Here is a 25,940-nt window from a genome sequence, read left to right as displayed (position 1 = left end):
TTATTTTAGCACTTAAAAAGAATGAGTGCTAATATTACGCTCATTCTTTCCCAATTTTCTTTTTACCGATATATGCAAAATATTTTTTCAATTTTGCTTCATAAGCATTATCACTAAAACGATAGAAGACTTCTTTTCTAATCGCATCGGGCAAATACTGTTGCTCCACATAATGATGAGGATAATCATGAGCGTATTGGTAGCCTTTTTCTTTACCAATATTCTCTTCACCCTCAATCACGATATTCTTTAAATAGGCCGGTATCGGAAGATTACCATACTTTTTAACTGCCTCTTGAGCTTTATGAAGTGCCAAGTAGCTTGCATTTGATTTTGGTGCACAAGCCACATAGGTACAAGCTTGAGCTAGAATAATCGTCGCCTCCGGTAAACCGACTCTTTCCATTGCCAAAGCACAGCTTGTCGCAATTTCAATCGCTCTAGGATCAGCGTTACCAACATCTTCACTAGCACAAATCATAATACGACGAGCAATGAAACGTTCATCCTCCCCTGCCTCTAACATCCTAGCCAGATAATAAATGGTCGCATCGGGATCAGAACCGCGCATACTTTTAATAAAAGCAGAAATAGTATCGTAGTGATTATCCCCATCCTTATCATAACGAAGTACTTTTCTTTGAATACATTCACTCGCTATTTCTAATGTGATTTCACGATAACCTTCCTCATTCGCATCGGTTGTTAATATCGCTAATTCAAGAGCATTAAGAGCTACTCTTGCATCACCATCACTAGCTTGAGCCAAAAAGCTATAAACATCTTCTTGAACTAGGGGCATAAAGACAGCCATTCCTCGTTTATGGTCAGCACAAGCTCTTTTTAAAAGCTGCACAATATCTTCTTTAGAAAGTGGTTTTAATTGAAAGACCGTGCTTCTTGATAATAAAGCTCGATTGACTTCAAAATAAGGATTTTCAGTGGTTGCCCCAATTAAAGTGACTAATCCTTCTTCAACAAAAGGTAGTAAGTAATCTTGTTGGGCTTTATTGAAACGATGAATTTCATCAATAAACAAGATCGTCTTTTTACCATATTGTTCCTTATAGTTTCTAGCTTCTTCAACAATTTTTTCTAAATCCTTTTTACCCGCTATGGTCGCATTGACTTGTTCAAAATTAGATTTTGTACTATGAGCAATCACCATTGCTAAACTTGTTTTTCCTGTTCCTGTTGGTCCCGTTAAAATAAGCGAAGACAAACGGTCGGCTTGGATAGCTCGATATAACAATTTATCTTTTGCTAAAATATGTGACTGACCAACCACTTCTTCTAATGTCCTAGGTCGCATACGGTGTGCCAACGGTTCTTTCAATTCATCATTTTCTTCTTGGAATAAATTCATACCCTTATTGTATAAAAAAAGAAGACTTTCGTCTCCTTATTTATCGAAATAATCCAAAGAGTCCGCCCATTGACCAATCAAGGCTGAAATGGAACTGCCGTGAATAGCGGCCGCTCTCTTTAAATGAGCTTTTTGAGCTTTTGTAATATAGGCTGAAATTAAAATCTTTTCATGATTCGTTTCAATCGCACCAAAGAATTTATTTTGGATTTCTTTTGTGCCTTGTTCAAATACATAGTGCTGAGCCTCTTTAAAACGAAGTGGACGCATTCTTTCCGAATTTTCGTCATACAAGAAGAACTCCCCTGTTGATTTTTGATAAAGATCGCGCTTCAATCCTTCTATATTCAACGACATCACAAACACAGAAGTTTCTGTATCATAAACTTTTCCATTATGTACTTTTCTCATAAAAATCTCCTTCTCTGCTATAAGCTTTCTTATATATAGTTTTATTCTACACGAATTTATACAAAAAATACCACTATTTTTTACTAGATTTAGAATTTATTTGGAATAATTACTATTAAAATATGAAAAAACGCCTTGTTTTTTACATAAAGGTTGATTAATCCAAAGAATACTATTTGAAGATTAGACGAATAATTGCCTTATCTCCTTAAGCTAAGAGAATATTCCTTTTACAAATGCGGTCAACAGGACTTGAACCTGCATGAGTTTCCTCACTGACGTCTGAGATCAGCGTGTCTACCATTCCACCATGACCGCCTATAATAGCCTTCCTAAAGGCTATTCCATTTTACTCTATGATAAAACAAAGTGCTAGTTCTTCCTTTTTAATCCAATTAAGACAAAGTAGAAGAAACTTTGGGCAAAGATGAGTGCCAGCAATATTCCTATATCCTGTAAGGACTGTAAACTTGATACATCCATAGATTGATGAAGCATTAACCATAAAAAGATAAGACTATACGCTAATGCCATAGAAATAATGACTATTTTTCTCATCTTAGTAATTGGTGGATATATCACCAATAAAGCAACAATATAACTCATGGCTGACCAAAGCAGAATCCATCTTGACAATTGTAAATAACGAAGAACGATGATACCAAGTAATAATTGAAAAGCACACGGAACGGCCTTTAAAATAGCCCTTTTTAAATAATCTTTTTGAATTGGATCCGGATGACTTTCCCATTGTAATAAGAAAGTAGGTATACCCACACCAAAGGCAGATAAAACGGTTAAATGAATAGGCAAAAAAGGATAACTATATTTTAAAACCAACAACAAAATCGTAAAGACGAAGGAATAAATAGTCTTCATAAAATACAAAGAAGCACTATTGGAGATATTAAAAATAATTCTCCTCCCCTCTTCAATCGCCTTTGGGACTTGCGCAAAATCATTATGAACTAAGACAATATCACTCACATTCTTAGCAGCTGCATGAGCTCTTTCAAAACTAATTGACACATCCGCCTGTTTTAAAGCCGATACATCATTCACCCCATCACCAACCATCGCAACAATATGCCCTTCTTGTTGAAGATGCTTAATAATATCCTTTTTCTGTTCTGGAAGCGTACGACCGAACACTTGTAAAGAATAATCCAATTTTTCATTCACATTAGCACTTCTTGTTAGATTTTGATAACCAGCCTTACGAGCAATTGAAGCGACCGTTCTTTCATGGTCACCAGAGATAATGCGTAGGTTTACATGTTCATTTTGTAAATAGGCTAATGTTTCTTGAATATGATTCTTCAATTCATCCTCTAAAACCACATAGCCGATTGCTTTTACTCCTTCGATTTGATCTAACTTTCCTTTTCCTCGAGCTAAAGTAATCACACGATTCCCGGCTTCTTGTTCCCAAATTAGCTTTTCCGGTAATTCACCACCAAACGATTCCATCGAGCCAACCAAAAAAATAGAACCATCCTTCATTTTAGAAGCACTGTACTTTCGCTTAGAAGAAAAAGATAAATACTCCTCTAAACGCTCCTCTTGTTTACCAAAATATTTCTGTAATGCAAGTTGCGTTGGGTTATTCGTTGTTTCTTGACTGATGTGCAATTTTAATTGTCTTTCATAAGAAGTTTCTAACCAAGTCACTTCTTTAACTTTTAATTGACCGGTTGTTAGAGTTCCTGTTTTATCCAAACAAATGGTATCTACTCTCGCTAAATTTTCTAAAGCATTCAAGTTTTGGGTTAGGACATACCTTTTGCTCAAACGAAGAGCACCAATCATCGTAGACATACTGGTCAATACCAACAGACCTTCCGGTATCATACCAATCAAAGCGGCCACTGTTGCTAAAACGGTTGCTTCATAGCCAATCTTAGAAATTTGAACAAGATATAAAGCAATGCCAAGTGGTGCTAATAAAATAGAAATCAACCATAAGAATTGATCCAACTCTTTCACTAGACCCATCTTTCCTTTTTTCACTTTACGAGCTTCTTGAATCATTTGTTCGGCTTTACTCTCTTGGGCTATTGTGTTTGCTTTTAAGATAGCTTGTCCTGAAAGCACATAGCTTCCTCCAATTAAAGCACTTCCCGGATTTTTAATGACTTCCTGCTCTTCCCCGGTTAATAAAGCCTCATTGACTTCTAAATTTCCTTCTAGCAAAATAGCGTCTACCGGAATTTGTTGACCAACGGATATTTCAATTTGATCACCCACTTCAATTTCATCTCGCAATAAAAGTTTATCTTGTTTATAAACATGGTATTTTTCTTGCACAAATAATTCCATCTTTTTAAGTTGGTGTCTTGCTTTAACGGAGTGGTACACACTTGTGACAACCGCAAACAAACATGCGCCCATAAAAAGACCATTTTCTATTCGCCCAATGCTGGCAACCCAAACAAAAAGAAGTACATTCAAAAAATTGAAATACGTAAAAATATGTTCTAAAAAGAGGTCTTTCCAAAAAGTATCTTTTGTTTTATGATGCATGCAAAATCATTCCTTTTAATCGTTGTTTGAATAATGTAATTTGTTGAGAAGAAAGCGTTTGATGGTTTTTGGCAGCCACCCCCATTTCTTGGGCAAATAATAGTGCATTCTTTGCGTCAATATTAGCTAACTTTGCCAGTGAATAAGCAATTGCAATGTACTCTTCATCTGCAAATGCACTATTTTCTAATAAGAACTTTTGCTTTAATTCAAAGCCATATAAAGCTTGAAATTGAGCTAAGAATAAAATGGTATTTTGGCTCTCTTCTTGTAAACCGGAAATCATCGTTTCTAAATAATCAAAATTTTCTAATAATAAATCCGTATCTTCTAAAACCATAATTGGATGCAAATCCAACATAGCATCTAATAGTTCATCCTCAATGGCTTGGAAATAAGAACCTGGTGCGAAATAAACTTCTTGTCCGATTTCTTCTAATAAACCAAGCACATCTTTCGCATTTTCACTAATCAAAGCATCCCCAAATACCAAAACACGTTCAAAGTCTTTTGGCTCAATCGTTGTAAATAAATTATTTGAAATATTAAATTCAACTCCTGGAGCATAAATGCGATTAGAACGATTCTTTGTATCAATAAGCAAAGTCGATGAACCATGAATGCCTTCAATATGTTGCACATCAATTTGTTTCTCAGATAAATAATTACCTAGTTCATCACCAACGCTCCCCTCTCCCACAGGAGCAATCACTTCATAGGGAAAGCCAAATTGTTGATAAACAGTGGCCGCTTTTAAAGCTGAACCACTTAGTTGCAAATGAGAAGAAAGAACTTCATAATCTTCATTCCCTTTAGGTAATTCTTTAACATATTCAAGCCATTCGGCTTGTACAGTACCAATAATAAGTGTTTTTTTCATATGACCATTATAACAAATAAAAAGCCCCAATTTCATTGGGGTTTTCCACAAGGTGGCTCCAGGCGGAATCGAACCGCCGACACAAGGATTTTCAGTCCTTTGCTCTACCGACTGAGCTACAGAGCCAATGGTTGCGAGGGAAGGATTTGAACCAACGACCTCCGGGTTATGGGCCCGACGAGCTAACCGGACTGCTCTACCTCGCGATGTGTTTGAGTGTTAATAATGGCGGAGGAACTGGGATTCGAACCCAGGCGCCGATTTCTCGACCTACCGGTTTTCAAGACCGGACCCTTCAACCACTTGGGTATTCCTCCAATAGTGGACCCTGAAGGACTCGAACCTTCGACCAATCGGTTATGAGCCGATAGCTCTGACCAACTGAGCTAAGGGTCCTCATGTGGTAACACTCTTGTTAAAAAACAAATGGTAGCGAGAGTGAGATTCGAACTCACGACCTACCGGGTATGAACCGATTGCTCTAGCCAACTGAGCTATCTCGCCAAATGGTCGGGATGGCAGGATTCGAACCTGTGACCCCTTGATCCCAAATCAAGTGCACTACCAAGCTGTGCTACATCCCGAAAGCGCGCCGAGCAGGAGTCGAACCCGCAACCTTTTGATTCGTAGTCAAATACTCTATCCAGTTGAGCTATCGGCGCATAACTATTTTTCAGTGCCCATTTATATTACCATTGCCTAACCCTTTTGACAAGAGCTTTTTTTAACTCTTTTTTCGCCTTTGGATTGAAAACCACCATTTCCTTCCAGATACTCCATAACGATTTGTTTCTTAAACTCATATGAATATTTTGCCATAAAAATACCGACCTCCAATCGTTAGATTTTGGTCTAACTTTTAGGGGTCGGTACAATCTCAGGGCTATCTCTCATTCATCTAAATCTAAAATCTCAATCATATTATTCTTGTAGAGAACCGCTTTCGCTCCATAAATAGCTTGAATACCACCATCTACATCCAATACATCTGTTGCGCCAATCTTCTTTAGTTTTGCCTTATCTACCTTTGAAGAATCCTTAACATTCACTCGCAAACGAGTGATACAAGCATCCACATCTTCAATATTTTCAGAGCCACCTAAAGCCGTAATAATTTCTACTGATTCCTCCTTTATTGAAGACTTCGATTCCACCTTAATTTCTTCTTCCTCTTCTTCACTTCGACCAGGTGTCATCACATTAAACTTAGTGATGTAGAATCGAAAGAAGAAATAGTAAAGTACAGACCACGCTAGCCCAAATGGAATTTGTAATACCCAATTTGTATGTTCATTTCCTTGTAAGATACCGAACAATGTGAAGTCAATTACCCCACCAGAGAAAGTGTTACCAATCGAAATATTCAATACATCCGCAATCAAGAAACTAACACCATCAAAGAAAGCATGAATAATATATAACAACGGATTAACAAACAAGAACATAAATTCGATTGGTTCCGTAATTCCGGTGATAAAGGAAGTTAAAGCCACACCAATGAATAAGCCTTTGTACTTTGAACGACGTTCTTTTGGTACGCAATGATACATCGCCAGACAAGCCGCCGGCAAACCGAACATCATTGTTGAGAAACGACCAGCAAAGAAACGCGTTCCTTCGGTAAATAAACCAACATGGTTCGGATTGGCTAGTTGAGCAAAGAAAATCTTCTGAGCACCAGCCACGGAAACACCTGCAACCGTTTCAACACCACCAAGTTCGGTGTACCAGAACATGGGATAAACCATATGATGAAGACCAACTGCACCACATAAACGCATTAAGAAACCATACAAGAATGTTCCAATTGGACCAGCCTTAGCAATGTATTGACCGGAAGTCACCAATAAGTTTTGGAATGGAGGCCATACCACAAAGAAAATTGCACCAACACCAATTGCCGCAAAACTGGTTACAATCGGCACAAAACGAGAACCGCCAAAGAAGCCTAATACCTGAGGCAATTGAATATTTTGGTACTTATTATGTAAGGTGAGGGCAATCATACCAATCACAACAGCTCCAATCACACCTGTATCAATCGTATTTCCTTTAGGATTAAAGATGGCTAATAAAGCAGAAATCGTAGCCGTCATCACCAAATAACCAACAACCCCTGCTAAAGCAGCTGTTCCTTTATCCCTCTTTGCTAGACCAACGCACAAACCAATGCATAATAGTAAAGCCAAATTTGTGAAGACCGCATTTCCTGCCGCCGACATAACTTGGAAAATCCCTTGTAAAACAGGATTCGCTAAAACCGGATAAGCCGCTACCGTTGTCGGGTTAGATAAAGCACCACCGATACCTAGAAGTAAACCGGCCGCCGGCAAAATAGCAATTGGCAACATGAATGATTTACCAATTTTTTGTAATGTCTTAAACATACATTCTCTCCTTTCTTTCTATGTATGAACACAAGAATTCTTATGTTTAGACCAAGGGAATACTACGAATAATATTTTCTAAATGAACACTCAAATAAGCCATTTCCGCTTCATTTAGCAATAAACCATATTTTTCTTCAATGACTTCAGAAATCTTTTTCGCAAGTGCGAAGGCTTTTGCATAACGTTCTTGAATGACTTCCTTTAAATCATTTTGAATTTCACTATGATCTAAAAATCTCCTTACCGCAAAACGAATATGTGTCATCAAGCGTTGGCGAGCATCTTCGTATTGTCTTAAATCAACGCCTAAGTTCTTTTCAATCAGACTAAGCACATCACTCATTACTTGGAAGTTCAAGTTTGTAAAACTTAAATCCTCATGGTGCAAAGCCGCATGAATATGCATACAAAGAAAACCTGCTTCTGCTAAAGGAAGATTGATTTTTAAACTTTCATTCACCATACGCAAAGCTTTTTTCGCAAACGCAAATTCCTTGGGATAAAAATAAGCTGTTTCATCTACGAACACATTTTGTACAACAATATTTTCATGATAGCGTTTCACACTAAAGCGTAAGTGATCCAATAAAGACACATGGATGTTTTGGTCAAAATCTTGTGAAAAGCATTCTTTTAATTCACGAATGATTTCTTCCGATATAGAAACAATTTGATTATCTGTTTCACTAATTAATTTTTCATAACGAGCCAAATTCTTTAGCCCATACAAATTCACTATTTTCGTTTCATCTAAACTATCTCCGGCTTTCTTTTGAAAACCAAGACCAGTCCCAAAAGCAATCAAATTTCTTTGTTTATCATCTTGGCATAAAACCACATTGTGATTTAACACTTTCTCAATTTTAAGCATGATTCACTTCCGCAACGACTTGTCCTTTTTCCACTTTTCCATAAGATACTTTCATTGTCATATCGCCTGAATTGGTAACTAAAACGAGAACATCACTTTCTAATCCTTTTTCTTTCATCAAATTTAAATCCATATAAGAAACAACATCCCCTTTTCTAAGATGCTGACCAACCTTTACTTTGGTTTCAAAGCCTTCACCTTTTAAAGTAACTGTATCTAAACCCATATGAATTAAATATTCCCAACCTTTTTTATCCTTTACACCAAAGGCATGTCCAGTCGGAAAAACCATCGTTACTTCCCCCTCCACCGAGGAAACAATCTCATTTTCACTTGGCATAACCGCAAAGCCTTTTCCCGCTAAACCTTTTGAAAACACCGGATCATTGACTTTTTCTAGTGGTTTTAACTGACCATTACAAGGAGCAACCACTTGCGTCTTCTTTGAAAATAAACCCATACTTCTTCCCTCCTAATATAGAAAAGCTCATTAGAAAAAATCTAATGAGCTAATGCCTGTCATTACAGTAACACGCTTTTTACAAGTTCATGATAACATAAAGCCCTTTCAAAAGAAAATACTTTTTACGTCTCTTTTTCAATTTTCAAAAGACTTTCTTGACGAATAGCTTCTCTTAATTCTTTTAAATAACTTGAAAATGAAGCTTCTTTTTCACCATAAGTAAGTTGTAAATCATATTCCAAAGGAAGCCAAGTTTGAATATTGGAACGATTGTGTTGAAAAACAGCTTCCATCTTATCCAAAGCCTTGTAAATCTTCGCTTCCATACTCTTCTGCTCTTCCATTTCAATATACAAAGACTTCATTCTTTCTTGTGTTGGAAGTGACAATTGATCTAACCATTCCAATAAAAGTTCTTTTTCTTTAGTGGTATCTTTCTCTTTTTTTACAAAGCTGGGAATATCACCGGTAAAGATTTCACCCAAATCATGAATAATGCACATTTCAATCACTTTATTCATATCCACATCGGGATACTCTTCTTTTAAAAGAAAAGCCATCATTGTCAACATCCAGCAATGTTCGGCAACACTTTCATGCCTTCCTTCTTGTGTATAACAATGCCTTGTTCGATCTTTTAAGCGGATACTAATATCCATGGCTTGCATAAGTTCTTCGATGGTCATAATCCGATTATAACAAAAAAACGAGGTTATTCCCCGTTATTTCTGCACTTTTACTTTTGTCCAGAGATCAGATAGTTTTTCTTTCACACCTGGATTATAGTGGAACACTTCATCCTTATTGTAATTTGTTCTAGGACGATAAGAAGCGATGCCGTCGTACTCATTATTCGCAATTTCTTCTTCCACTTCTTGAATAACAGCTGTATAACCAACAGCTTTAGAGTTATTCTTTTGAACTTCTTTAGAAACCATTTCATTAATGAAAGCATGAGCTAAAGCCGGGCAACTTGCATTTTTAGGAATAACCATGGCATCCGTCCAGATATTTGTACCTTGCTTTGGTTGGAAATAATCCAACTCTTCATTTTCCAATAAAACATAAGAAGCATCACCCGAATACATCATTGCAATGTCTTTTTTATTATTGACCATATCATCAATGACTTCATCCGTTACATAGGACGGTGCCATTGTCTTATTCATTTCTTGTAACCAAGCATACGCTTTTTTTATTTCACCATCATCCTTGGTATTCATAGAATACCCTAAAGCCTTTAAAGCCACCATAAACCCATCGCGTTGGCTATCGTAGAAAAAAATCTTTCCTTTGTACTTAGTATCACGAAAAACATTCCAACCCAACTTTTCAACATCAGCCGGATTGACTTTTTTCTTATTGTAAACAATACCCACATTACCCCAGAAATAAGGAACTGAATATTCTTGTTTTGAATCAAAGTCTTTTTGTTTCTTAAGAAGACTTGGATTGACATTGGATAAATTTGGAATTAAAGACTTATCTAACTTTTGTAAGTAATCTTCTTTTAATAATTGTTCAACCATATAATCTGATGGCACAATCACATCGTAAGAACTACCTCCCAATAACTTTGTGTGCAACATTTCATTAGAATCAAAGAGATCGTATTGGACATGGGCATTGTACTTCTTCTCAAAGTTTTTAATTGTATCATCCGCGATATATTCAGATGCATTATAAACATTAATTTTGTTACAACCATATTTCTGTTTGGCGTCAATTTGTGTGGTTTCCACCTTCTTATTCCCACAAGCAGTTAATAGAGATAAAGCTAAGGCTACGCTAATAAACTTCACTATTTTTTTCATTTTTCTTTTCTCTCCTATATTTTTGTACCATTGGTACTACATTGATTAAAATTAAGACAATTGTCATTACATAGACAATTAAACTCGATAAAGCGTTGATGGTTGGATTCACCCGTTTTACATTGGAATACACATAAATGGAAATATTGGAAACACCAGGACCGGTCGTAAATAAGGAGATGACAAAGTCATCAAAAGACATTGAAAAAGCAACCAAAGCCCCAGCAATTATCCCTCCTTTAATTTGTGGAATAATGACTTTCCACATGGCTTGGTTTGGTGTGCAACCAAGATCTAAAGCCGCATCAGCCAAGTTTGGATCCAATCTTCTTAAACGTGGCATAATGGATAAAATCACATACGGTATACAAAAGGCAATATGTGCCAATAACATCGTCATAAACCCGGTAGCAATGTTCAAACTTGTAAAAAATAACATCAACCCTATCGCCGTTACAATTTCCGGATTTAACATCGGTAAATTATTCACTTGGGATACCATTTCTTTTAAGACCCGATTCGATTTACTTAAACCTATCGCCGTAATTGTTCCCACGATGGTTGAAATCAGTGTTGCTAATAAGGCAATAATCACTGTGTACCAAATGGCTTCCATAATCGTTCGATTCGCAAACATCTTGGCATACCATTTCATTGAAAATCCTTCAAACTTGGATAAAGATTTGGATGAGTTAAAACTAAAGATTAGCACATATAGAATTGGCGCATAGAAGAAGGCAAGCACCAACCATAGATAAACCTTTGAAAAAATAGATTGTTTCTCTTGCATTATTCCCCCTTTGTTTCACGATCTAAGCGACGGGTAATAAACATCGAAATTAAAATCACGATTGCCATGATTAAACTAATCGCTGAGCCGAAGTTCCAATCACCTGTACTAACAAAATAATCTTCAATCAAATTACCAATTAGCACATACTGTCCACCACCCAATAGCTTTGGAATAAAAAAACTAGAGACTGCCGGTAAGAAAACTAATGTAATCCCTGAAATCACTCCTGAAAGCGATAAAGGCAAGACAACACGACGGAAAGTCTGAGCCTCATTAGCACCTAAATCATGAGCGGCAATTAACAAACTTGGATCAATCTTCGATAAAGAAGTGTAAATTTGTAGAATCATAAATGGTAAGAAGTTGTACACCATGCCCACATACACCCTTAGTTCCGGACTCAAATTCAATATGGCTAAAATGCCACGCCATGCGTAGGTACGCACCAACATATTAATCCACATTGGCAACGTCACTAACAATAAAATCAAAGCTTGCGAATTTCCTTTTAGCTTCGCCATCGCATAGGCCGTTGGATAACCCGTCACAATACAAATCACCGTTGTGATAAATGCCATCTTTAAACTACGCCATAAAACCGCCGGGAAGATTGGATCTTGGAAAAAACGAATGAAGTTATTCAAGGTAAACTGCAAGGTTAAAACCGAGTTGCCCTTTTTTGTGAACGCATAGAACACAATCATCAACATTGGAATCACAATCATAATGGTCATCCATACTACATATGGATACACCAAACGTTTAAAACTCTTCATTAGTACACCATCTTTTCCATGACATGAATGTCTTCTGGCTTCCAAGACAAACCAATTCTTTGTCCCACTGCAATCGCATCTGTTGTTTCTAGCTTTAATTCACGTCCTTGAGTAGCGAAAGTAACCTTATAATCCCCTTCTTTGATTTCATCCACATCAAAATCGTACTTCACATCCCAAATTTCAACCTTGGAATTATCTTCCATATCCCAAGCATACGCATCTGCCCAACGCACTAAATCAGTATCTAAAGCAACGGATTCTTGTAACTCATCTACAGTTGTATAGAAATCAAAGGCTTGAATTCCTTCTTGATTAGCTTGGTTTTCAGTTGTTTTTGGCTCCACCACTTTAATTTGAATGGTAATACGAGTACCATTACTCGTTCCAAAGGTACAATCATAACTACCAACCTTTTCTTCCACTTGGTATTGCACTTCGGTCAAAGAAATATTTTCTTCTTCCCCTTCACGCCAAGCTTGAGCATTAGCACGAGCAATAACTTCAGCATCGTTTAAATTCGCTACATCTTCTAAGTCCATCGAGAAGTTTGAAGCAGAAATACGTTCACCATATTCTTCATTGACAACATCACGTTCTTTAGTGACGTGCATCGTAATGGTTTTAGCCGTACCACTGGCGGTTTCAACAATCACTTCATAATGAACACCCTTAAATAGAACCGATTTCACTTCGCCATTTAATAAGCCTTTATTTCTAGCAACAATATCAATATCTTCCGGACGAATCATAATGTCCACTTCTTGATTGGCTTCAAATCCATAATCTGTACAAACGTATTCTTTTTCATCAAAACTAACCAAACGGTCTGCTACCATGGTGCCATCAATAATATTGGAATCGCCAATAAAACGAGCACAATATTCATTAATCGGTTCATTATAAACCGCTAAAGGACTGCCCACCTGTTCAATTTCCCCCTCACGCATAATGACAATCTTATCAGACATCGTAAGGGCTTCTTCTTGGTCATGCGTTACAAAGACAAACGTAATACCAACTTCACGTTGGATTTCCTTCAATTCCAACTGCATTTCTTTTCTTAAATTCTTATCCAAGGCACTCAATGATTCATCTAGCAATAGCACTTTTGGTTCATTAATCAGCGCTCGAGCAATCGCCACCCGTTGTTGTTGACCACCGGATAATCGGGTCACATCGCGTTTTTCATAGCCTTCCAAACCAACCAGACTTAACATACGCATTACTTTTTGATTAATGATGTCTTTTGGTTCTTTCTTGATTTTCAAACCAAAAGCGATGTTGTCATAGACATTTAAGTGTGGGAATAAAGCGTAATGCTGAAAGACCGTATTTACATCTCGTTTATACGCCGGTAAGGTCGCAATATCCTCGCCGTTCATCAAAACGGAGCCACCATCGGTTTCTAAAAAACCGGCAATAATACGTAATAAAGTGGTCTTACCACAACCGGATGGTCCCAATAAAGTAACGAATTCATTTTCATAAATATCTAAATTAATGCCTTTTAGTACCACTTGTTGACCAAAAGTTTTCACTACATTCTTGATTTCTATTAGTCTTTTTGCCATAATCTCTCCCTAAAATTTTGGTGGGGTTGATACCCACAATAATTCCGCCATTTTTTTAGCTCTATTTTCAATCCAATGGATTTCTTTTCCAGTTAGATAAAAGCTATCTCCCTTACGAACCACATATCCTTTTGGATGGGATTGGGTAACCACATGGACTCTTCCACTTAACACATAACCGAATTCTTCACCCTCATGGGGCTCTAAGACTTTTGATTGATGATTTGGTTCAATAACCAAACGAATGGGTTCCATTCTATTTTTCTGCGCATTGGGGACAATCCAAAAGGTTTTGACACCCTCTTGTTCATCCACAAAAGCATCTTCTGCTTGAAAGACAATTTGTTCCTCAACATCTTCTTGAAAAAAACCACTTAAATTTACCCCTAAGGCTTCTGCCACATCAGCCAAACTTTGAATGGATGGCGAAGTCAGATTTCGTTCTAATTGGGATAAAAAACCCTTGGTTAATTCCGTTCTTGAAGCCAATTCCTCTAATGTGAGATCATTTTTTAATCTTAATTGTTTTATTCTTGCACCAATATCAATCATACTTTTTCCTTTGTTTTGTATTACCAAACAAAAAGATTGGCAATACCAAAGTGATGATACCAATCTTTTAACTAATATTCAATATTTTTAAACAAAAAGTTTATAAATTATAAACAAAAGAAAAACTGGATGGAAACCCAGTTTTTATAAAGCCTTGATAACTTGTTCTAATTCTTCCTTCGGTTTGAAACCAACCGTTGTTGTAACAGCTTGACCATTCTTGAAAGCAATCAATGTTGGAATAGACATAATACCATAACGTTGAGCAATTTCTGGCTGTTCATCCACATTCACTTTCACAAAAGTTACGTCACTAATTTCATTGGATAATTGTTCCACTAATGGACCAACCATCTTACATGGACCACACCAATCCGCATAGAAATCCACAAAGACTTTTTCATTGTCTTTTAGGATTGCATCGTATTCAGCTATATTTTTAATTACATTCATTTTAAGTTCTCCTTTTCTCTATGCTCTTAGTATGACAGAAACAATTTTTATGACAATTTATTTGCTCAAAGAAGAAGCTGCCATCTCATCTAAGATAACTGTCACATCCGCATGGTCTTGAAGAATAGAAGCTGGACAATCCACACTCTTCTCCCCTTCTAACATATTCTTAACCGCTTGGGCTTTATTGGCACCAGTCGCAATTAAGATAATTTTCTTAGCGCGCATAATAGAAGCCAAACCTTGCGTAATAGCTAAGGTAGGCACTTGGTTTATGTCCCCCGCAAAGAAACGAGCATTATCTTGACGTGTTTGTTCCGTTAATTCCATAACATGTGTTTCACTTTCAAAAGAAGCCCCCGGTTCATTAAAGGCAATATGACCATCGGACCCAATACCTAAGATTTGTACATCCACGGATACCTTCTTTAAAGCAGTTTCATAATCTTTGCATTCTTGTTCAGGATTGCCGGTTTCACCATTTGGAACATGCGTATTTTCTTCTTTAATATCAATATGATTAAATAAATTTTCATGCATAAAAGTATAATAGCTTTCTTTGTGATTTCTTGGTAAACCAACGTATTCATCTAAATTAAAGCTAATTGCCTTAGCATAGGATGTACCATTTTTTTGATGGTCTTCAATCATTTTCTTGTATAAGCCAAGCGGACTAGAACCGGTCGCCAAACCTAATACACAATTTTCTTTATCCATCACCGGACGGAATGCTTCAAAAGCAGCTTCTGAAACTTCCTCATAATTTTTCTTAACCATGATTTTAAACATACTTTTCTCCTTAATCAATTTCAATGGAATAGGAACACTGCCATACTCCCTTAGGTTCTATTTTAATACATCCTTCTCTTTCCTCATAGTCCAAATGATTTTCTGTAAAATCGGTATGAGAATACCACGGTTCTATGCAAACAAAAGGCGCTTCCGGTGACCAATAAGCAAGCCAAGGATAGCCATCATGAAAAACTTTTACAAAATGTTTTCCATCGCTTAATTTTGACCATCGACTACTTGGCTTTTCTAAAATGATGGTTTTTCGCAATTCCACTGGATCTAAATCAATCTTGCTTGTTAAAACACCATTCACTAGTTCTTCTTGTGCAAGTTCAATGTGATAGTCTTGTTGATGCTTTCCTTTTTCTAAAGGACAATTGAAAGCCGGATGCAAGCCAAAATGAAAGGGCATCACTTCTTCATTCTTATTTTCAATGGAATAATGAATCACTAACTTTTTAGCAACTAATATGTAGTCAATCACTAAGCGAAAGTGGTATGGATATTGCTTTAATGTGTCTTCACTATCCTCTAAAACCATCGTAATGGTATTTTCATCGTGGTGTATGCAATGAAATAAGCTATTTCTTGTAAAGCCGTGGTTACCCATCTGATAAGTCTTCCCTTTGATGGTTAAATAGCCACTCTTACTTTTTCCAACCATAGGAAAAAGTGTTGGATTTCTACCGGACCAATACTTCGGATTACCTTGCCACATATATTCCAAACCATTTTCTTTGGATTGGAAATGATGAATTTCAGCGGCTTGTTCATCAACTTGAACCAAAACCCATTGATTTTCAATTGTATATGTACTCATATTCACCCCTTTGTTAGTATACTCTTTCCTGAACTAAGCATAAAGATAAAAGTTGGTTTATAATAAGATGGTTAAAAGGAGAAATAAAACAGTATGGCATTTATTGATTCCATTAAGGAAAAAGCGAAAGCGGATAAAAAAACGATTGTTTTGCCTGAAGCGGAAGATGAAAGAACCCTCCGTGCCGCGGCTAAAATTTTAGAAGAAGATTTAGCAAATTTAATTTTATTGGGGGATAAAGAAAAAGTGAAAGATGATGCTGAAAAATTGGTTGTGAATATTGACCAAGCAACCATCATCAATCCAAAAACAAGTGATAAGTTAGATACCTATGTAACAACTTTAACTGAACTTCGTAAAGCAAAAGGGATGAGTGAAGAATTAGCTCGTAAGACTTTGAGTGAAGATAACACGACTTTTGGTGTTATGATGGTGAAGTTAGACGAAGCAGATGGGTTGGTATCAGGTGCTTGTCACTCAACCGCCAATACCCTACGCCCTGCTTTACAAATCTTAAAGACGGCAGCAAACGCTAAGTTAGTTTCTGCTTTCTTTGTGATGAGTACGGTGAATAAGGATTTAGGTGAAAATGGTACCTTCATTTTCGCTGACTGTGGTTTAAATCAAGATCCGACAGCTGAACAATTAGCTTCAATTGGGGCTGATTCGGCGAAAAGTTTTGAGTATCTTGTTGGTGGCGAAGCGAAAGTAGCTTTCTTAAGTCATTCCACAAAAGGTAGTGCTAAACATGCTTTAGTGGATAAAGTAAGAGAAGCGGCTGAAATCACCGCTCGTGACTATAGTGATTTGAAATCCGATGGTGAATTGCAATTGGATGCAGCTATTATTCCGGAAGTTGCCGCCTTAAAGGCAGCAAACTCCACTGTAGCAGGACATGCCAATGTCTTGGTATTCCCTAACCTAGATGCTGGTAATATTGGTTATAAATTAGTTCAACGCTTAGGTAATGCGGAAGCCTATGGTCCTATGTTACAAGGAATTGCGAAACCGGTGAATGATTTGTCCCGTGGTTGTTCTTGGGAAGATATTGTTGGTGTTGTCGCATTAACTGCTGTTCAAGCTCAACAAAAATAATCAAACAAAAAAGAAGATTAGGTACAGAGTAAGTTGTATCTAATCCTCTTTTTATTTTGGCCAATCTAACACTTTCTCCTTTTTTACTAAAAAGGCTTTTTTTGCTAGTTGCGCCAAAGGTGTATCACTTAATGAATCCGAGTAAAATTCATGAATTTCTCCCTTTGGAAAACGTTTGTAAAAACGTTTTACCTTCTCTTCTCCATGACAATTTAGACCCATATAATGACCTGTTTTTTGTTCAACAGGTGACGCTATAATGCATTGGATGTGTAGTAAACGACCAAATTCTTGAATTAAAAATTCAGGGGAAGCAGAAATTATCACATCATCTTCTTTTTGTTGATAAAAGGATTTTACATGGTCTAAATGACTTTCACAGAACCGTTTTGTTGCAAGAGGCATATCTTTCACATACACAAACAAATGAAACAGGTTTTCCTTGAAGCTTTGTTTTGAAACAAGCTGTAAGCCATAACCAATCCCAAAAAAGATGATTCTTGGTAAATTAAGTAAAGTCTTTGGATAATGGCAAAATAAATAGCGAATAAAACTAAAAGTAGAATCACCATCATAAATAGTCTTATCCCAATCATAGACATTCATTTCTTGACCTCCATTGTGCCATCAATTAGATTGGTATACAGTCCAGCCGGTACATGTAAATAAGAAAATGTGTGACCAAATAAAGTAGCAAGAACCAATACTAACTCCAATACCCATTGTCCAATAACTGTCCATTGGAACATTTCATAGATAGCAATAAAAGATAATAAATCTGTTAATGGATTAAAAAGAATTTCAAAACCTAGTGTCAATGCATTTAAGCCACTCATCTTAACCAATAAACCCATTGTTAGTGGATTAACGAACCAAAGTACCATCATAACTAATAAAGTACGAACCCACCTATCCTCTTCTCGTTTATGTGATTGCCATAAGAAGATAATCACGCCAATCCAACGAATTGTACTTAAAATAATTTCCAGCCAATTGCTACGAATAAAGAAATAATAATTCACCGGTTGCGCCTTTATGTAGTTCAAAAAGGAATGGTAAGTAATAAAATTATCGGGCATCGCAAAACGAAGAAATAAGGTTACTAACACCAATATAATTGGACAAATTACAAAAAAAATCATCTTATAGTAATCCAAGAAAAACATTTCCGCATCAATTAAATACACATAAACTTTTTGATTATCTCTAATCTTTAGTAAAAAGCCATACCCAATAGCTACCAGCAAAAAAGCAAAGACATTTTTTTGTCCCAAATAGCTGGCAAAATAAAGAACTAATGGAAAATTCAAGAAAATCAAACAATATAAAATACGGATTTCTTTTCGTGACAAACAAAAGATAAAATAAGCTAACAATAATTCCACACTAATTAAAACAAAGCCATCTGATACAAATAAGCCGGCTAAAATTGTCATGGGAATAAAAGAAACATGAACCACTTCTTCTTTTTCAGAGAAAAGACGATACAACACAAACAACAAATACGACGCTAACAGCATTCGCCAATAATTCATCGAACCAAGTTGAATCAATTGATGACTACGGAAGGAACTGAAAAAAATACCCGCTAACAACACGCAGAAACAAAACCATGGATTTTTTAAGTGAAAACTATCCACGATATTAAAGGTCAAAGATCCTAAAAACCAAAGACTCATAACAATAATCCATAAGCCAAAGGAAATTTGAAAATAACGCAAACAATATTGCAGAGCTTGTTGCCAAAGAGGAAAGCCTTGTAGTAAAGAACCATCAACGAAATTGATATCCAAACTAGCGTATTGTTTCACAAGAAAAAAACCTAAGATACAACTACCCAAGACAACCAAGGATTGCCAACGAAACAAAGAATGAAATGTCTTAGTATGTTGTGACCATAGCGTAAACAACATAAAAGCAATTAGAACAATGGTCCAAAACACAAACCAACCACGACCGAAGTGAAGTCCGATACCAATTAAGAAAAGAAATTCCAATATACCAAAGCTAGCCACAATTCCTAGTGGAAAGCCATATTCTTTATTTTTACTAAAATGAAGCACATGTTGAACCCAGTGTCCTAAGGCTTCCCATAAGACAACAGACGCAACGCTTACTAAAATTCCTAGTACCATACTAGTCTCCCATTCACCTTTACTATTTTAATGGACTTTTCTTTTCTTGTCCAAAAACAAAAGTCTAACTTTTTGGGGTCACATCATTATACCATCTTATCGGAATAATACTGTTTTATGGAGTTGAATATACATTTCGTTCATTAGATGAATTACAAAAGGGGATGGAAGAGTGTATTGATGTTGATAATGATCAAAGAATTACCACAAAATTAAAAGGATTAACCCCTGTAGAATACAGAAATCAATCCTTATATATTAATTTGAAATTGGCTTTACTTCGTTACTCTATGTTTTTAATATTGAGGCATTTGTGGAACAGGAGCTTCTTTACTTGGTAAATCCGCAATCGCCGCTTCCGTTGTCAAGAATAAACCAGAGATACTGGCCGCATTGAGTAAAGCTGAACGAGTCACCTTAGTTGGATCAATAATACCTGTCTTAGAGAGATTTACCCATTCACCTTTCTTAGCATTAAAACCAATCCCCTTATTTTCCGCTAATTGTCTTTCAAGAATTTCATTGCCATCAAAACCGGCGTTTTCAGCAATCTGACAAATTGGCGTTTTTAAAGCTTCTAGCACAACATTTACACCACGTTGTACATCCACTACATCTTCCTTAAGACTAGACTTCACTTCCTTATAAGCTTCAATCAACGCTAAGCCGCCGCCAGACACAACACCTTCTTCAACAGCGGCTTTCGTTGCATTCAAGGCATCTTCGATTCTCAATTTCTTTTCTTTTAATTCTGTTTCTGTGGTTGCTCCAACCTTAATCAAAGCAACACCATTGGTTAGCTTACCTAAGCGTTCTTGAAGTTTTTTCTTATCATAATCAGATGTTGTATTTTCAATCGTCTTCTTAATTTCCGAAACACGATTTGAAACTTCTTCTTTATCACCAGCACCATCAATAATCGTTGTCTTATCTTTCGATACAACCACCTTCTTCGCTGAACCAAGATCAGCTAAAGTTAAGTCTGCTAAATTTTGATTTAAATCCTTTGAGCAGAAAGAAGCACCAGTCATAACGGCAATGTCTGCTAATTGGTTCTTCGAGTTATCACCAAAACCCGGCGCCTTCGTTGCGACCACATTAAAGGTTCCTCTTAGCTTATTGATAATTAAAGTACTCATCACTTCATTATCATAATCTTCCGCAATCAAGACCAATGGCTTATTCACTTTCACTACTTCTTCTAGCAAAGGAAGAATTTCTTGAATGGTGTTAATCTTTTGATCTGTCACTAAAATATAAGGGCTATCTAAAGAAACTTCCATCTTATCGCGATCAGAAACCATATATGGAGAAACATATCCCTTATCGTACTGCATACCTTCCGTCATTTCTAATACTGTTTCAAAAGAACGAGATTCATCCACATTGATAACACCATCATTACCAACTTTAGACATCGCTTGAGCAATGATTTCACCTACTTCTTCACTTCCCGAAGAAATCGTCGCAATGTTTTTAATATCTTCATTAGTGGTGATTTGTTTAGAAGAATTTAATAAAGCCTTCGCTGCTTCCTTAGCCGCTTTTTCCATTCCTTCTCTCATTAAAACCGGATTAGCTCCTTTATCCACTGCCTTTAAGCCAGCGTTAATCATGGCTTGTGTCAAGATAGTGGCAGTGGTGGTTCCATCTCCTGCTACTTCATTGGTGTTATTCGCCGCTTCATAAACCAACTTCGCCCCCATATTTTGAAACTTATCCTCTAATTCCACTTCTTTGGCAATGGTGACACCATCATTGGTAATCACCGGTGAACCAAATGACTTTTCCAACACCACATTTCTTCCCTTTGGACCAAGAGTAATCTTAACTGCATCGGCTAATTGATTGACTCCCTCTACCATTAAATCACGTGCTTCTTTTGCATATTTTAATTCTTTTGCCATAAAAACCTCCTATTCAACAATGGCTAAAATATCTTCAGCCTTAATCAATAAATATTCTTCGTCATTATCTTTTACTTCTGTACCACTATACTTCTTATAGATGACATGTTGACCTTTTTTTAAATCAATTGGAATTAAGTTTCCATTTTCGGTTAAACCCGGACCAACCGCTAAGACTAACGCATGACTTGGTTCATCGCCAGCTTCTTTTGTCTTCAAAACGATTCCGGATGCCGTAACGGTTTCTTCCTTTACTTTTTCCAACACAACATAATCTCGCAATGGTTTTAACATAATTACCTCCTTTAGCACTCTTGCCTGTTATGTGCTAATTAGTAGTTTAGCACAATATCTTTCCCTGTCAATTCATTCACTATAAGTATTTATAAAACACTTTAAAGCAGAATAAAGACACAAGCACGCATCGTTGTGGCTTGATATAAACCTTTGATACTGCTTTGTTCTAAGAATTAAAAATAAGACATCATCAAGCTATACACCACACTCAAACTAAAAAGCACGACGGGATGACTTGGTTTCAAAACACCCTATGAAGCCTATTATTCAACTGTGTTGCACTCAGCTTGACAATTCAAGAATAAGGAAAATTCCAAAAATATTTCCTTTTCTTTTTACGAACGTAAAACCGCTTGACACTTTTCTTTTAATTCATGCAAAATACTTTCATGAATCTCATTAACTTCACTTTCTTGTAATGTATGTTCACTATCTTGATAACGAATTCTTAAAGCAATGGACTTGTCTTCTTTAGCAACGTGTTTTCCTTCATAAACATCAAAAATATCCACTTGACGAACTAACTGCTTCCCATTTTGACGAATGGTATCAACAATCTTTTGCGCGGGTATTTCCTTCTTAACAACCAAGGCAATGTCACGATCCACTGAAGGATAGCGGTCTAATTCCTTAAAGTGAAGACGCTTTCTTTTCACTTGATAGAAAACTTCTAAGTTTACTTCCGCATAGAAAGCTTCTTTTAAGGAATATTGTTTTTGAAGCGTTGGATGAACTTCACCAAAAATAGCTAAGAGTTGATGATTCAAGTAAACCAAAGCCGAACGGTATGGATGAAAGTGGCTTATATATTCATTGTTTTCCTTGATTTCAATGTGATCTTGCTGAATACCAAATTTCTTTAACCAAGCCATTAAAATACCTTTTAAGGTATAGAAATCACTTTTTTCTTCTAAACCAAATAACTTATCCTCTTGATAATTTCCTTCTAAGAAAATGGATAAGCGTTCTTGTTCCAATCCCTTCGCATACACTTTTGAAATTTCATAGAAAGCTAATGGATAATTCTTATGGGCTATGTTGTATTGAACACTGGCTAATACAGATGTCATTAAAGAAGTACGCAAATGGCTTCTCGCCTCTGACATCGGCATGGATAAAGAAATCGCTTCTCCCAAAGGCCATAAAGCTTTTTCACTTTCTTCTTTGGATTGTAACGTATAAGTCACAATCTCTTGTAAACCAAAAGAGATAAGTGTTTCTCTTGTCTTACGCTTGGCTATTTGGCGTTCGTTTCTTTCCCCGACGGTTGCTTCCATGCGTGGTAGGGTTGTATCTAAATCATCGTATCCTAACAAACGAATCACTTCTTCTTGTACATCCGCATCTAATTCCATATCTCTTCTATAGCTTGGAATATAACAAGTGATTTCATCTCCTTGCACCAATGGTGTAAAATTCAATCTTTCGAGAATGGAAGAAACTTGTTCTAAGGTGAATTTAGTGCCTAAAACTTGATTTAAATGACTTAGTGTCTCTTTGATTTCAATAGCGGTATAGCCATCCTGTCCTGCTTCAACCGTTTCTTCAATCTCAGCACCTTCTGCTAGTTCAACCAGAAGATCCGTTGCCCTTTGAATAGCTTGTTGAGCCGCTAATGGATCCATTCCCTTTATGAAACGAGAAGCCGCCTCTGTCATTAAATTCAAGCGCGTTGCGGTATGACGAATTTGTACAGTTGAGAAATGTGCCGCTTCCATGAAAATCGAAGTTGTTTCATCATCAATCATGGACTCTTCTCCGCCCATTACACCGGCAATGCCCGCAAAATGACCACTTGTTTCAATAACAATATCTTCTGGTTCTAATTGGAATTCCACACCATCTAAGGCTCTAATTTTTTCTTGATGACCATCTACCACTTCAATGGAATGGTTTTTTAATTTACTAAGTTGATAAAAATGAAGGGGTTGACCTGTTTCTAACATAACATAATTGGAAATATCGACAACATTATTAATACTGTTGATGCCGGAAGAAATAAGGGCTTCCTTTAACCACTTTGGACTAGGACCAACTTTCACTCTACCAATTACTTTTCCTAAATAATACGATGCTTTTTCAGTCTTTAAGTGAATTTGAAAGGAAGATGGCACTTCCCTATGTTCTTGTAATGTTGGCAGTGTTACCTTTCTATTTACAATCGCCGCTACTTCTCTAGCCATTGCCCACATTGATAAACAGTCCGAACGGTTAGCAGTTAAAGAAATATCTAAAATCGTATCATCTAAACCAAGATAGGCTAACACATTCGTTTCACCAACTGGAGCATCCTGATTTAATTCTTCAATACCATTGATTTGTTTATCCCTGAGTAATTTGGTATCAACACCTAATTCCTTTAAGCTACATAACATACCATTCGATTCTAAATTATGAACTGGTTTGGCACTGATTTCACCCATTGGTAACTTAGCTCCCGGTAAAGCGACGATTACTTTTAGTCCTGTTCGACAATTTGGAGCTCCGCAAATAATTTGTTTAATATCTGTATCGGAAATACGTACTTGAACTTTATTCAAATGGGTTTTTGGAATAGGCTCTGATTCAATGATTTCACCAATCACCAAGCCTGTTGCACTTGCTAAGGTTTCTAGTCCTTCAACTTCATGACCGGAACGGGTTAAAGATTGAGCTAATTCTTGGGCTGAAATACCCTTTAAATCCACATATTGTGATAACCATTTATAACTTAATTTCATCTTTCTTCCCTCCTAGTCCAGTTCTTGAAATTGGTCTAAGAAACGGGTGTCATTGGTATAGAAATGACGGATATCATCAATACCATACTTCAACATAGCTACTCTTTCCAAACCAACCCCAAACGCAAAGCCGTTGTATTTTTTAGAATCAAAGCCGCTCATCTCTAAAACTTTCGGATGCACCATACCAGCTCCTAAAATTTCAATCCAGCCGGATTGCTTACAAACATGACAACCACTTCCTTCGCAAAACGGACAAGACACATCCACTTCTACTGAAGGCTCTGTAAAAGGAAAATAGGAAGGACGGAAACGAATTTGTCTACCTTTACCAAACATAGTGTTTGCCAAGGCTAATAAAGTACCCTTTAAATCGGATAAACGGATATCTTCACCCACAACCAATCCTTCGCATTGCATAAATTGATGAGAGTGTGTCGCATCATCATCATCACGACGATACACCTTTCCCGGACAAATTAACTTAATCGTTCCTTGACCATTAGCTTTTTCTAATTCTCTCATCTGCATAGCAGTGGTGTGTGTTCTTAATAAGGTGTTTGGATCAATATAGAAGGTATCCTGCATGTCCCTAGCTGGATGGTCCTTAGGGATGTTCGCCAGCTCAAAATTGTAATGGTCTAGTTCGACCTCCGGTCCATCCGCAATGGTATAGCCCATACCTAAGAATAGTTCTTCAATATCATCTTGAATGGCTAATAGTGGATGCTTTGTTCCCAACTTTCTTTGGTGACCATTTAAACTAATATCAATTTTTTCTTTTTCTAAACGGGCGAAGAGTTGTTGCTCTTCAAGAATCTTTTGAACTTGTTCGATAGCCTTCGTAACACTTTGTTTTAAGGCATTGACTTCTTGACCAAAAGCCGGCTTTTCTTCTTTTGGTAAGTCTTTCATTTGGCTCATTAATGCTTGGATAGAACCTTTCTTTCCTAAATAATCAATTCTTAGTTGATTTAAAATATCTAAATCTTTAGCCTCTTGAATAACTTGCAAAGCTTTTTCTTGTAAATGTTTAATGGATTCGTTCATAATCTTCCTTTCTTGCAATAAAAAACGTTCCTGACAATTGCAGGAACGTAAATATACGCGGTACCATCCTGTTTCGCATGTATTTCATACGCAACTTGATTACGCTTAACGGGCGTTAGCGGAGAGGGTTAATCTCACTCCAAAAGTGAATTCGCTTTCTTGATTAGAATTCCTTTTCAGCTACCGGAATCTCTCTACCTAATACAAGTGAAAGTTACTACTCTTTTATCATCGTATTGTTTAAATTATAGAGATAAA

24 protein-coding genes, 8 tRNA genes and 1 other annotated feature are annotated in these 25,940 nt (G+C 36.6%); of the genes, 2 read left to right on the top strand and 30 right to left on the bottom strand.

The window, feature by feature from the left end; translation table 11 throughout:
* Positions 1-40: 40 nt before the first annotated feature.
* The 24 genes from K7I92_RS02570 to K7I92_RS02460 all read right to left on the bottom strand — a co-directional run bounded on the left by K7I92_RS02570 (position 41) and on the right by K7I92_RS02460 (position 16,478).
* Entirely contained in the window at positions 41-1,366 is a 1,326-nt protein-coding gene (locus K7I92_RS02570) for a replication-associated recombination protein A (RefSeq protein ID WP_203244485.1), read from the bottom strand.
* Between the two features lie 36 nt (positions 1,367-1,402).
* Positions 1,403-1,777: a hypothetical protein gene (locus K7I92_RS02565; protein WP_203244486.1), complete on the bottom strand. Its 375-nt coding sequence runs from the start codon at positions 1,775-1,777 to the stop codon at positions 1,403-1,405.
* Between the two features lie 237 nt (positions 1,778-2,014).
* Positions 2,015-2,095: transfer RNA gene (locus K7I92_RS02560), tRNA-Leu, on the bottom strand.
* A 54-nt stretch (positions 2,096-2,149) separates the two neighbouring features.
* Positions 2,150-4,168 carry an HAD-IC family P-type ATPase gene (locus K7I92_RS02555; RefSeq protein ID WP_220281922.1) on the bottom strand — a complete coding sequence of 673 codons (2,019 nt, stop codon included), beginning with the start codon at positions 4,166-4,168 and terminating at the stop codon, positions 2,150-2,152.
* A 121-nt stretch (positions 4,169-4,289) separates the two neighbouring features.
* Positions 4,290-5,180, bottom strand: coding sequence for a hypothetical protein (locus tag K7I92_RS02550; protein WP_220281921.1), 891 nt, complete (start codon positions 5,178-5,180; stop codon positions 4,290-4,292).
* Between the two features lie 53 nt (positions 5,181-5,233).
* A tRNA-Phe gene (locus K7I92_RS02545) sits at positions 5,234-5,306 on the bottom strand.
* 2 nt (positions 5,307-5,308) lie between these two features.
* Positions 5,309-5,386, bottom strand: a tRNA-Met gene (locus K7I92_RS02540).
* A gap of 20 nt (positions 5,387-5,406) precedes the next feature.
* Positions 5,407-5,497: transfer RNA gene (locus tag K7I92_RS02535), tRNA-Ser, on the bottom strand.
* 5 nt (positions 5,498-5,502) lie between these two features.
* Positions 5,503-5,576 (bottom strand) — tRNA-Ile (locus K7I92_RS02530).
* A 31-nt stretch (positions 5,577-5,607) separates the two neighbouring features.
* A tRNA-Met gene (locus tag K7I92_RS02525) sits at positions 5,608-5,684 on the bottom strand.
* Positions 5,685-5,687: 3 nt separating this feature from the next.
* A tRNA-Pro gene (locus tag K7I92_RS02520) sits at positions 5,688-5,764 on the bottom strand.
* A gap of 4 nt (positions 5,765-5,768) precedes the next feature.
* Positions 5,769-5,842 (bottom strand) — tRNA-Arg (locus K7I92_RS02515).
* Positions 5,843-6,070: 228 nt separating this feature from the next.
* Entirely contained in the window at positions 6,071-7,567 is a 1,497-nt protein-coding gene (locus K7I92_RS02510; protein ID WP_220281919.1) for a PTS transporter subunit EIIC, read from the bottom strand.
* A gap of 46 nt (positions 7,568-7,613) precedes the next feature.
* On the bottom strand, positions 7,614-8,441 hold the full coding sequence (locus K7I92_RS02505) for a PRD domain-containing protein (protein ID WP_220281918.1): 828 nt from the start codon (positions 8,439-8,441) through the stop codon (positions 7,614-7,616).
* Complete coding sequence (locus tag K7I92_RS02500) at positions 8,434-8,901, bottom strand: PTS glucose transporter subunit IIA (RefSeq protein ID WP_203244491.1); 468 nt, start codon at positions 8,899-8,901, stop codon at positions 8,434-8,436. Before K7I92_RS02500 ends, K7I92_RS02505 begins: the two co-directional genes overlap by 8 nt.
* A 125-nt stretch (positions 8,902-9,026) precedes the next feature.
* Complete coding sequence (locus tag K7I92_RS02495) at positions 9,027-9,590, bottom strand: HD family hydrolase (protein WP_203244492.1); 564 nt, start codon at positions 9,588-9,590, stop codon at positions 9,027-9,029.
* A 36-nt stretch (positions 9,591-9,626) separates the two neighbouring features.
* The gene (locus tag K7I92_RS07450) at positions 9,627-10,718 is read right to left on the bottom strand and encodes an ABC transporter substrate-binding protein (protein WP_220281917.1); all 1,092 of its coding nucleotides are present in this window, start codon (positions 10,716-10,718) and stop codon (positions 9,627-9,629) included.
* The gene (locus tag K7I92_RS07445) at positions 10,693-11,508 is read right to left on the bottom strand and encodes an ABC transporter permease (protein WP_220281916.1); all 816 of its coding nucleotides are present in this window, start codon (positions 11,506-11,508) and stop codon (positions 10,693-10,695) included. The genes K7I92_RS07450 and K7I92_RS07445 overlap by 26 nt, the downstream gene beginning before the upstream one ends.
* Positions 11,508-12,287: an ABC transporter permease gene (locus K7I92_RS02485; protein WP_203244495.1), complete on the bottom strand. Its 780-nt coding sequence runs from the start codon at positions 12,285-12,287 to the stop codon at positions 11,508-11,510. The genes K7I92_RS07445 and K7I92_RS02485 overlap by 1 nt, the downstream gene beginning before the upstream one ends.
* Positions 12,287-13,861 (bottom strand): ABC transporter ATP-binding protein, encoded by a 1,575-nt coding sequence (locus tag K7I92_RS02480; protein ID WP_203244496.1) that lies wholly within the window; start codon positions 13,859-13,861, stop codon positions 12,287-12,289. Before K7I92_RS02480 ends, K7I92_RS02485 begins: the two co-directional genes overlap by 1 nt.
* A 9-nt stretch (positions 13,862-13,870) precedes the next feature.
* A complete protein-coding gene (locus K7I92_RS02475; RefSeq protein ID WP_203245784.1) occupies positions 13,871-14,410 on the bottom strand; it encodes a helix-turn-helix domain-containing protein in 540 nt (179 codons plus the stop codon).
* 147 nt (positions 14,411-14,557) lie between these two features.
* Positions 14,558-14,866 carry a thioredoxin gene (gene trxA, locus K7I92_RS02470; RefSeq protein WP_220281915.1) on the bottom strand — a complete coding sequence of 103 codons (309 nt, stop codon included), beginning with the start codon at positions 14,864-14,866 and terminating at the stop codon, positions 14,558-14,560.
* 57 nt (positions 14,867-14,923) lie between these two features.
* The gene (gene nagB / locus K7I92_RS02465) at positions 14,924-15,655 is read right to left on the bottom strand and encodes a glucosamine-6-phosphate deaminase (protein WP_203244498.1); all 732 of its coding nucleotides are present in this window, start codon (positions 15,653-15,655) and stop codon (positions 14,924-14,926) included.
* Between the two features lie 10 nt (positions 15,656-15,665).
* Positions 15,666-16,478 (bottom strand): aldose 1-epimerase family protein, encoded by an 813-nt coding sequence (locus K7I92_RS02460; RefSeq protein ID WP_220281914.1) that lies wholly within the window; start codon positions 16,476-16,478, stop codon positions 15,666-15,668.
* 93 nt (positions 16,479-16,571) lie between these two features.
* Here K7I92_RS02460 and pta point away from each other — a divergent pair, with 93 nt between their 5' ends.
* Entirely contained in the window at positions 16,572-17,573 is a 1,002-nt protein-coding gene (pta, locus tag K7I92_RS02455) for a phosphate acetyltransferase (protein ID WP_220281913.1), read from the top strand.
* Between the two features lie 51 nt (positions 17,574-17,624).
* Here pta and K7I92_RS02450 read toward each other — a convergent pair whose 3' ends face one another.
* Positions 17,625-18,179 carry an HAD-IB family phosphatase gene (locus K7I92_RS02450; protein ID WP_220281912.1) on the bottom strand — a complete coding sequence of 185 codons (555 nt, stop codon included), beginning with the start codon at positions 18,177-18,179 and terminating at the stop codon, positions 17,625-17,627.
* Positions 18,176-19,708: a hypothetical protein gene (locus tag K7I92_RS02445; protein ID WP_220281911.1), complete on the bottom strand. Its 1,533-nt coding sequence runs from the start codon at positions 19,706-19,708 to the stop codon at positions 18,176-18,178. Before K7I92_RS02445 ends, K7I92_RS02450 begins: the two co-directional genes overlap by 4 nt.
* A gap of 98 nt (positions 19,709-19,806) precedes the next feature.
* Here K7I92_RS02445 and K7I92_RS07630 point away from each other — a divergent pair, with 98 nt between their 5' ends.
* Complete coding sequence (locus tag K7I92_RS07630) at positions 19,807-20,049, top strand: IS3 family transposase (RefSeq protein WP_220282037.1); 243 nt, start codon at positions 19,807-19,809, stop codon at positions 20,047-20,049.
* Here K7I92_RS07630 and groL read toward each other — a convergent pair.
* From groL to pheS, 4 genes are all read right to left on the bottom strand, one after another.
* Complete coding sequence (gene groL / locus K7I92_RS02435; protein WP_203244503.1) at positions 20,005-21,615, bottom strand: chaperonin GroEL; 1,611 nt, start codon at positions 21,613-21,615, stop codon at positions 20,005-20,007. The genes K7I92_RS07630 and groL overlap by 45 nt on opposite strands.
* 9 nt (positions 21,616-21,624) lie before the next feature.
* Positions 21,625-21,909 carry a co-chaperone GroES gene (locus K7I92_RS02430; protein WP_203244504.1) on the bottom strand — a complete coding sequence of 95 codons (285 nt, stop codon included), beginning with the start codon at positions 21,907-21,909 and terminating at the stop codon, positions 21,625-21,627.
* A 338-nt stretch (positions 21,910-22,247) separates the two neighbouring features.
* Positions 22,248-24,632 (bottom strand): phenylalanine--tRNA ligase subunit beta, encoded by a 2,385-nt coding sequence (gene pheT, locus K7I92_RS02425; protein WP_220281910.1) that lies wholly within the window; start codon positions 24,630-24,632, stop codon positions 22,248-22,250.
* A gap of 12 nt (positions 24,633-24,644) precedes the next feature.
* Positions 24,645-25,682, bottom strand: a complete 1,038-nt coding sequence (pheS, locus tag K7I92_RS02420; protein ID WP_220281908.1) for a phenylalanine--tRNA ligase subunit alpha — start codon at positions 25,680-25,682, stop codon at positions 24,645-24,647.
* Between the two features lie 38 nt (positions 25,683-25,720).
* Positions 25,721-25,923, bottom strand: a binding site (T-box leader).
* Between the last annotated feature and the right edge of the window lie 17 nt (positions 25,924-25,940).

It is taken from the genome of Bulleidia sp. zg-1013 (assembly GCF_019798045.1).
Taxonomy (GTDB): domain Bacteria; phylum Bacillota_I; class Bacilli_A; order Erysipelotrichales; family Erysipelotrichaceae; genus Bulleidia.
The sequence above is the reverse complement of the archived record's forward strand: the minus strand, read 5'-3'. Positions and strand labels throughout refer to the sequence as shown.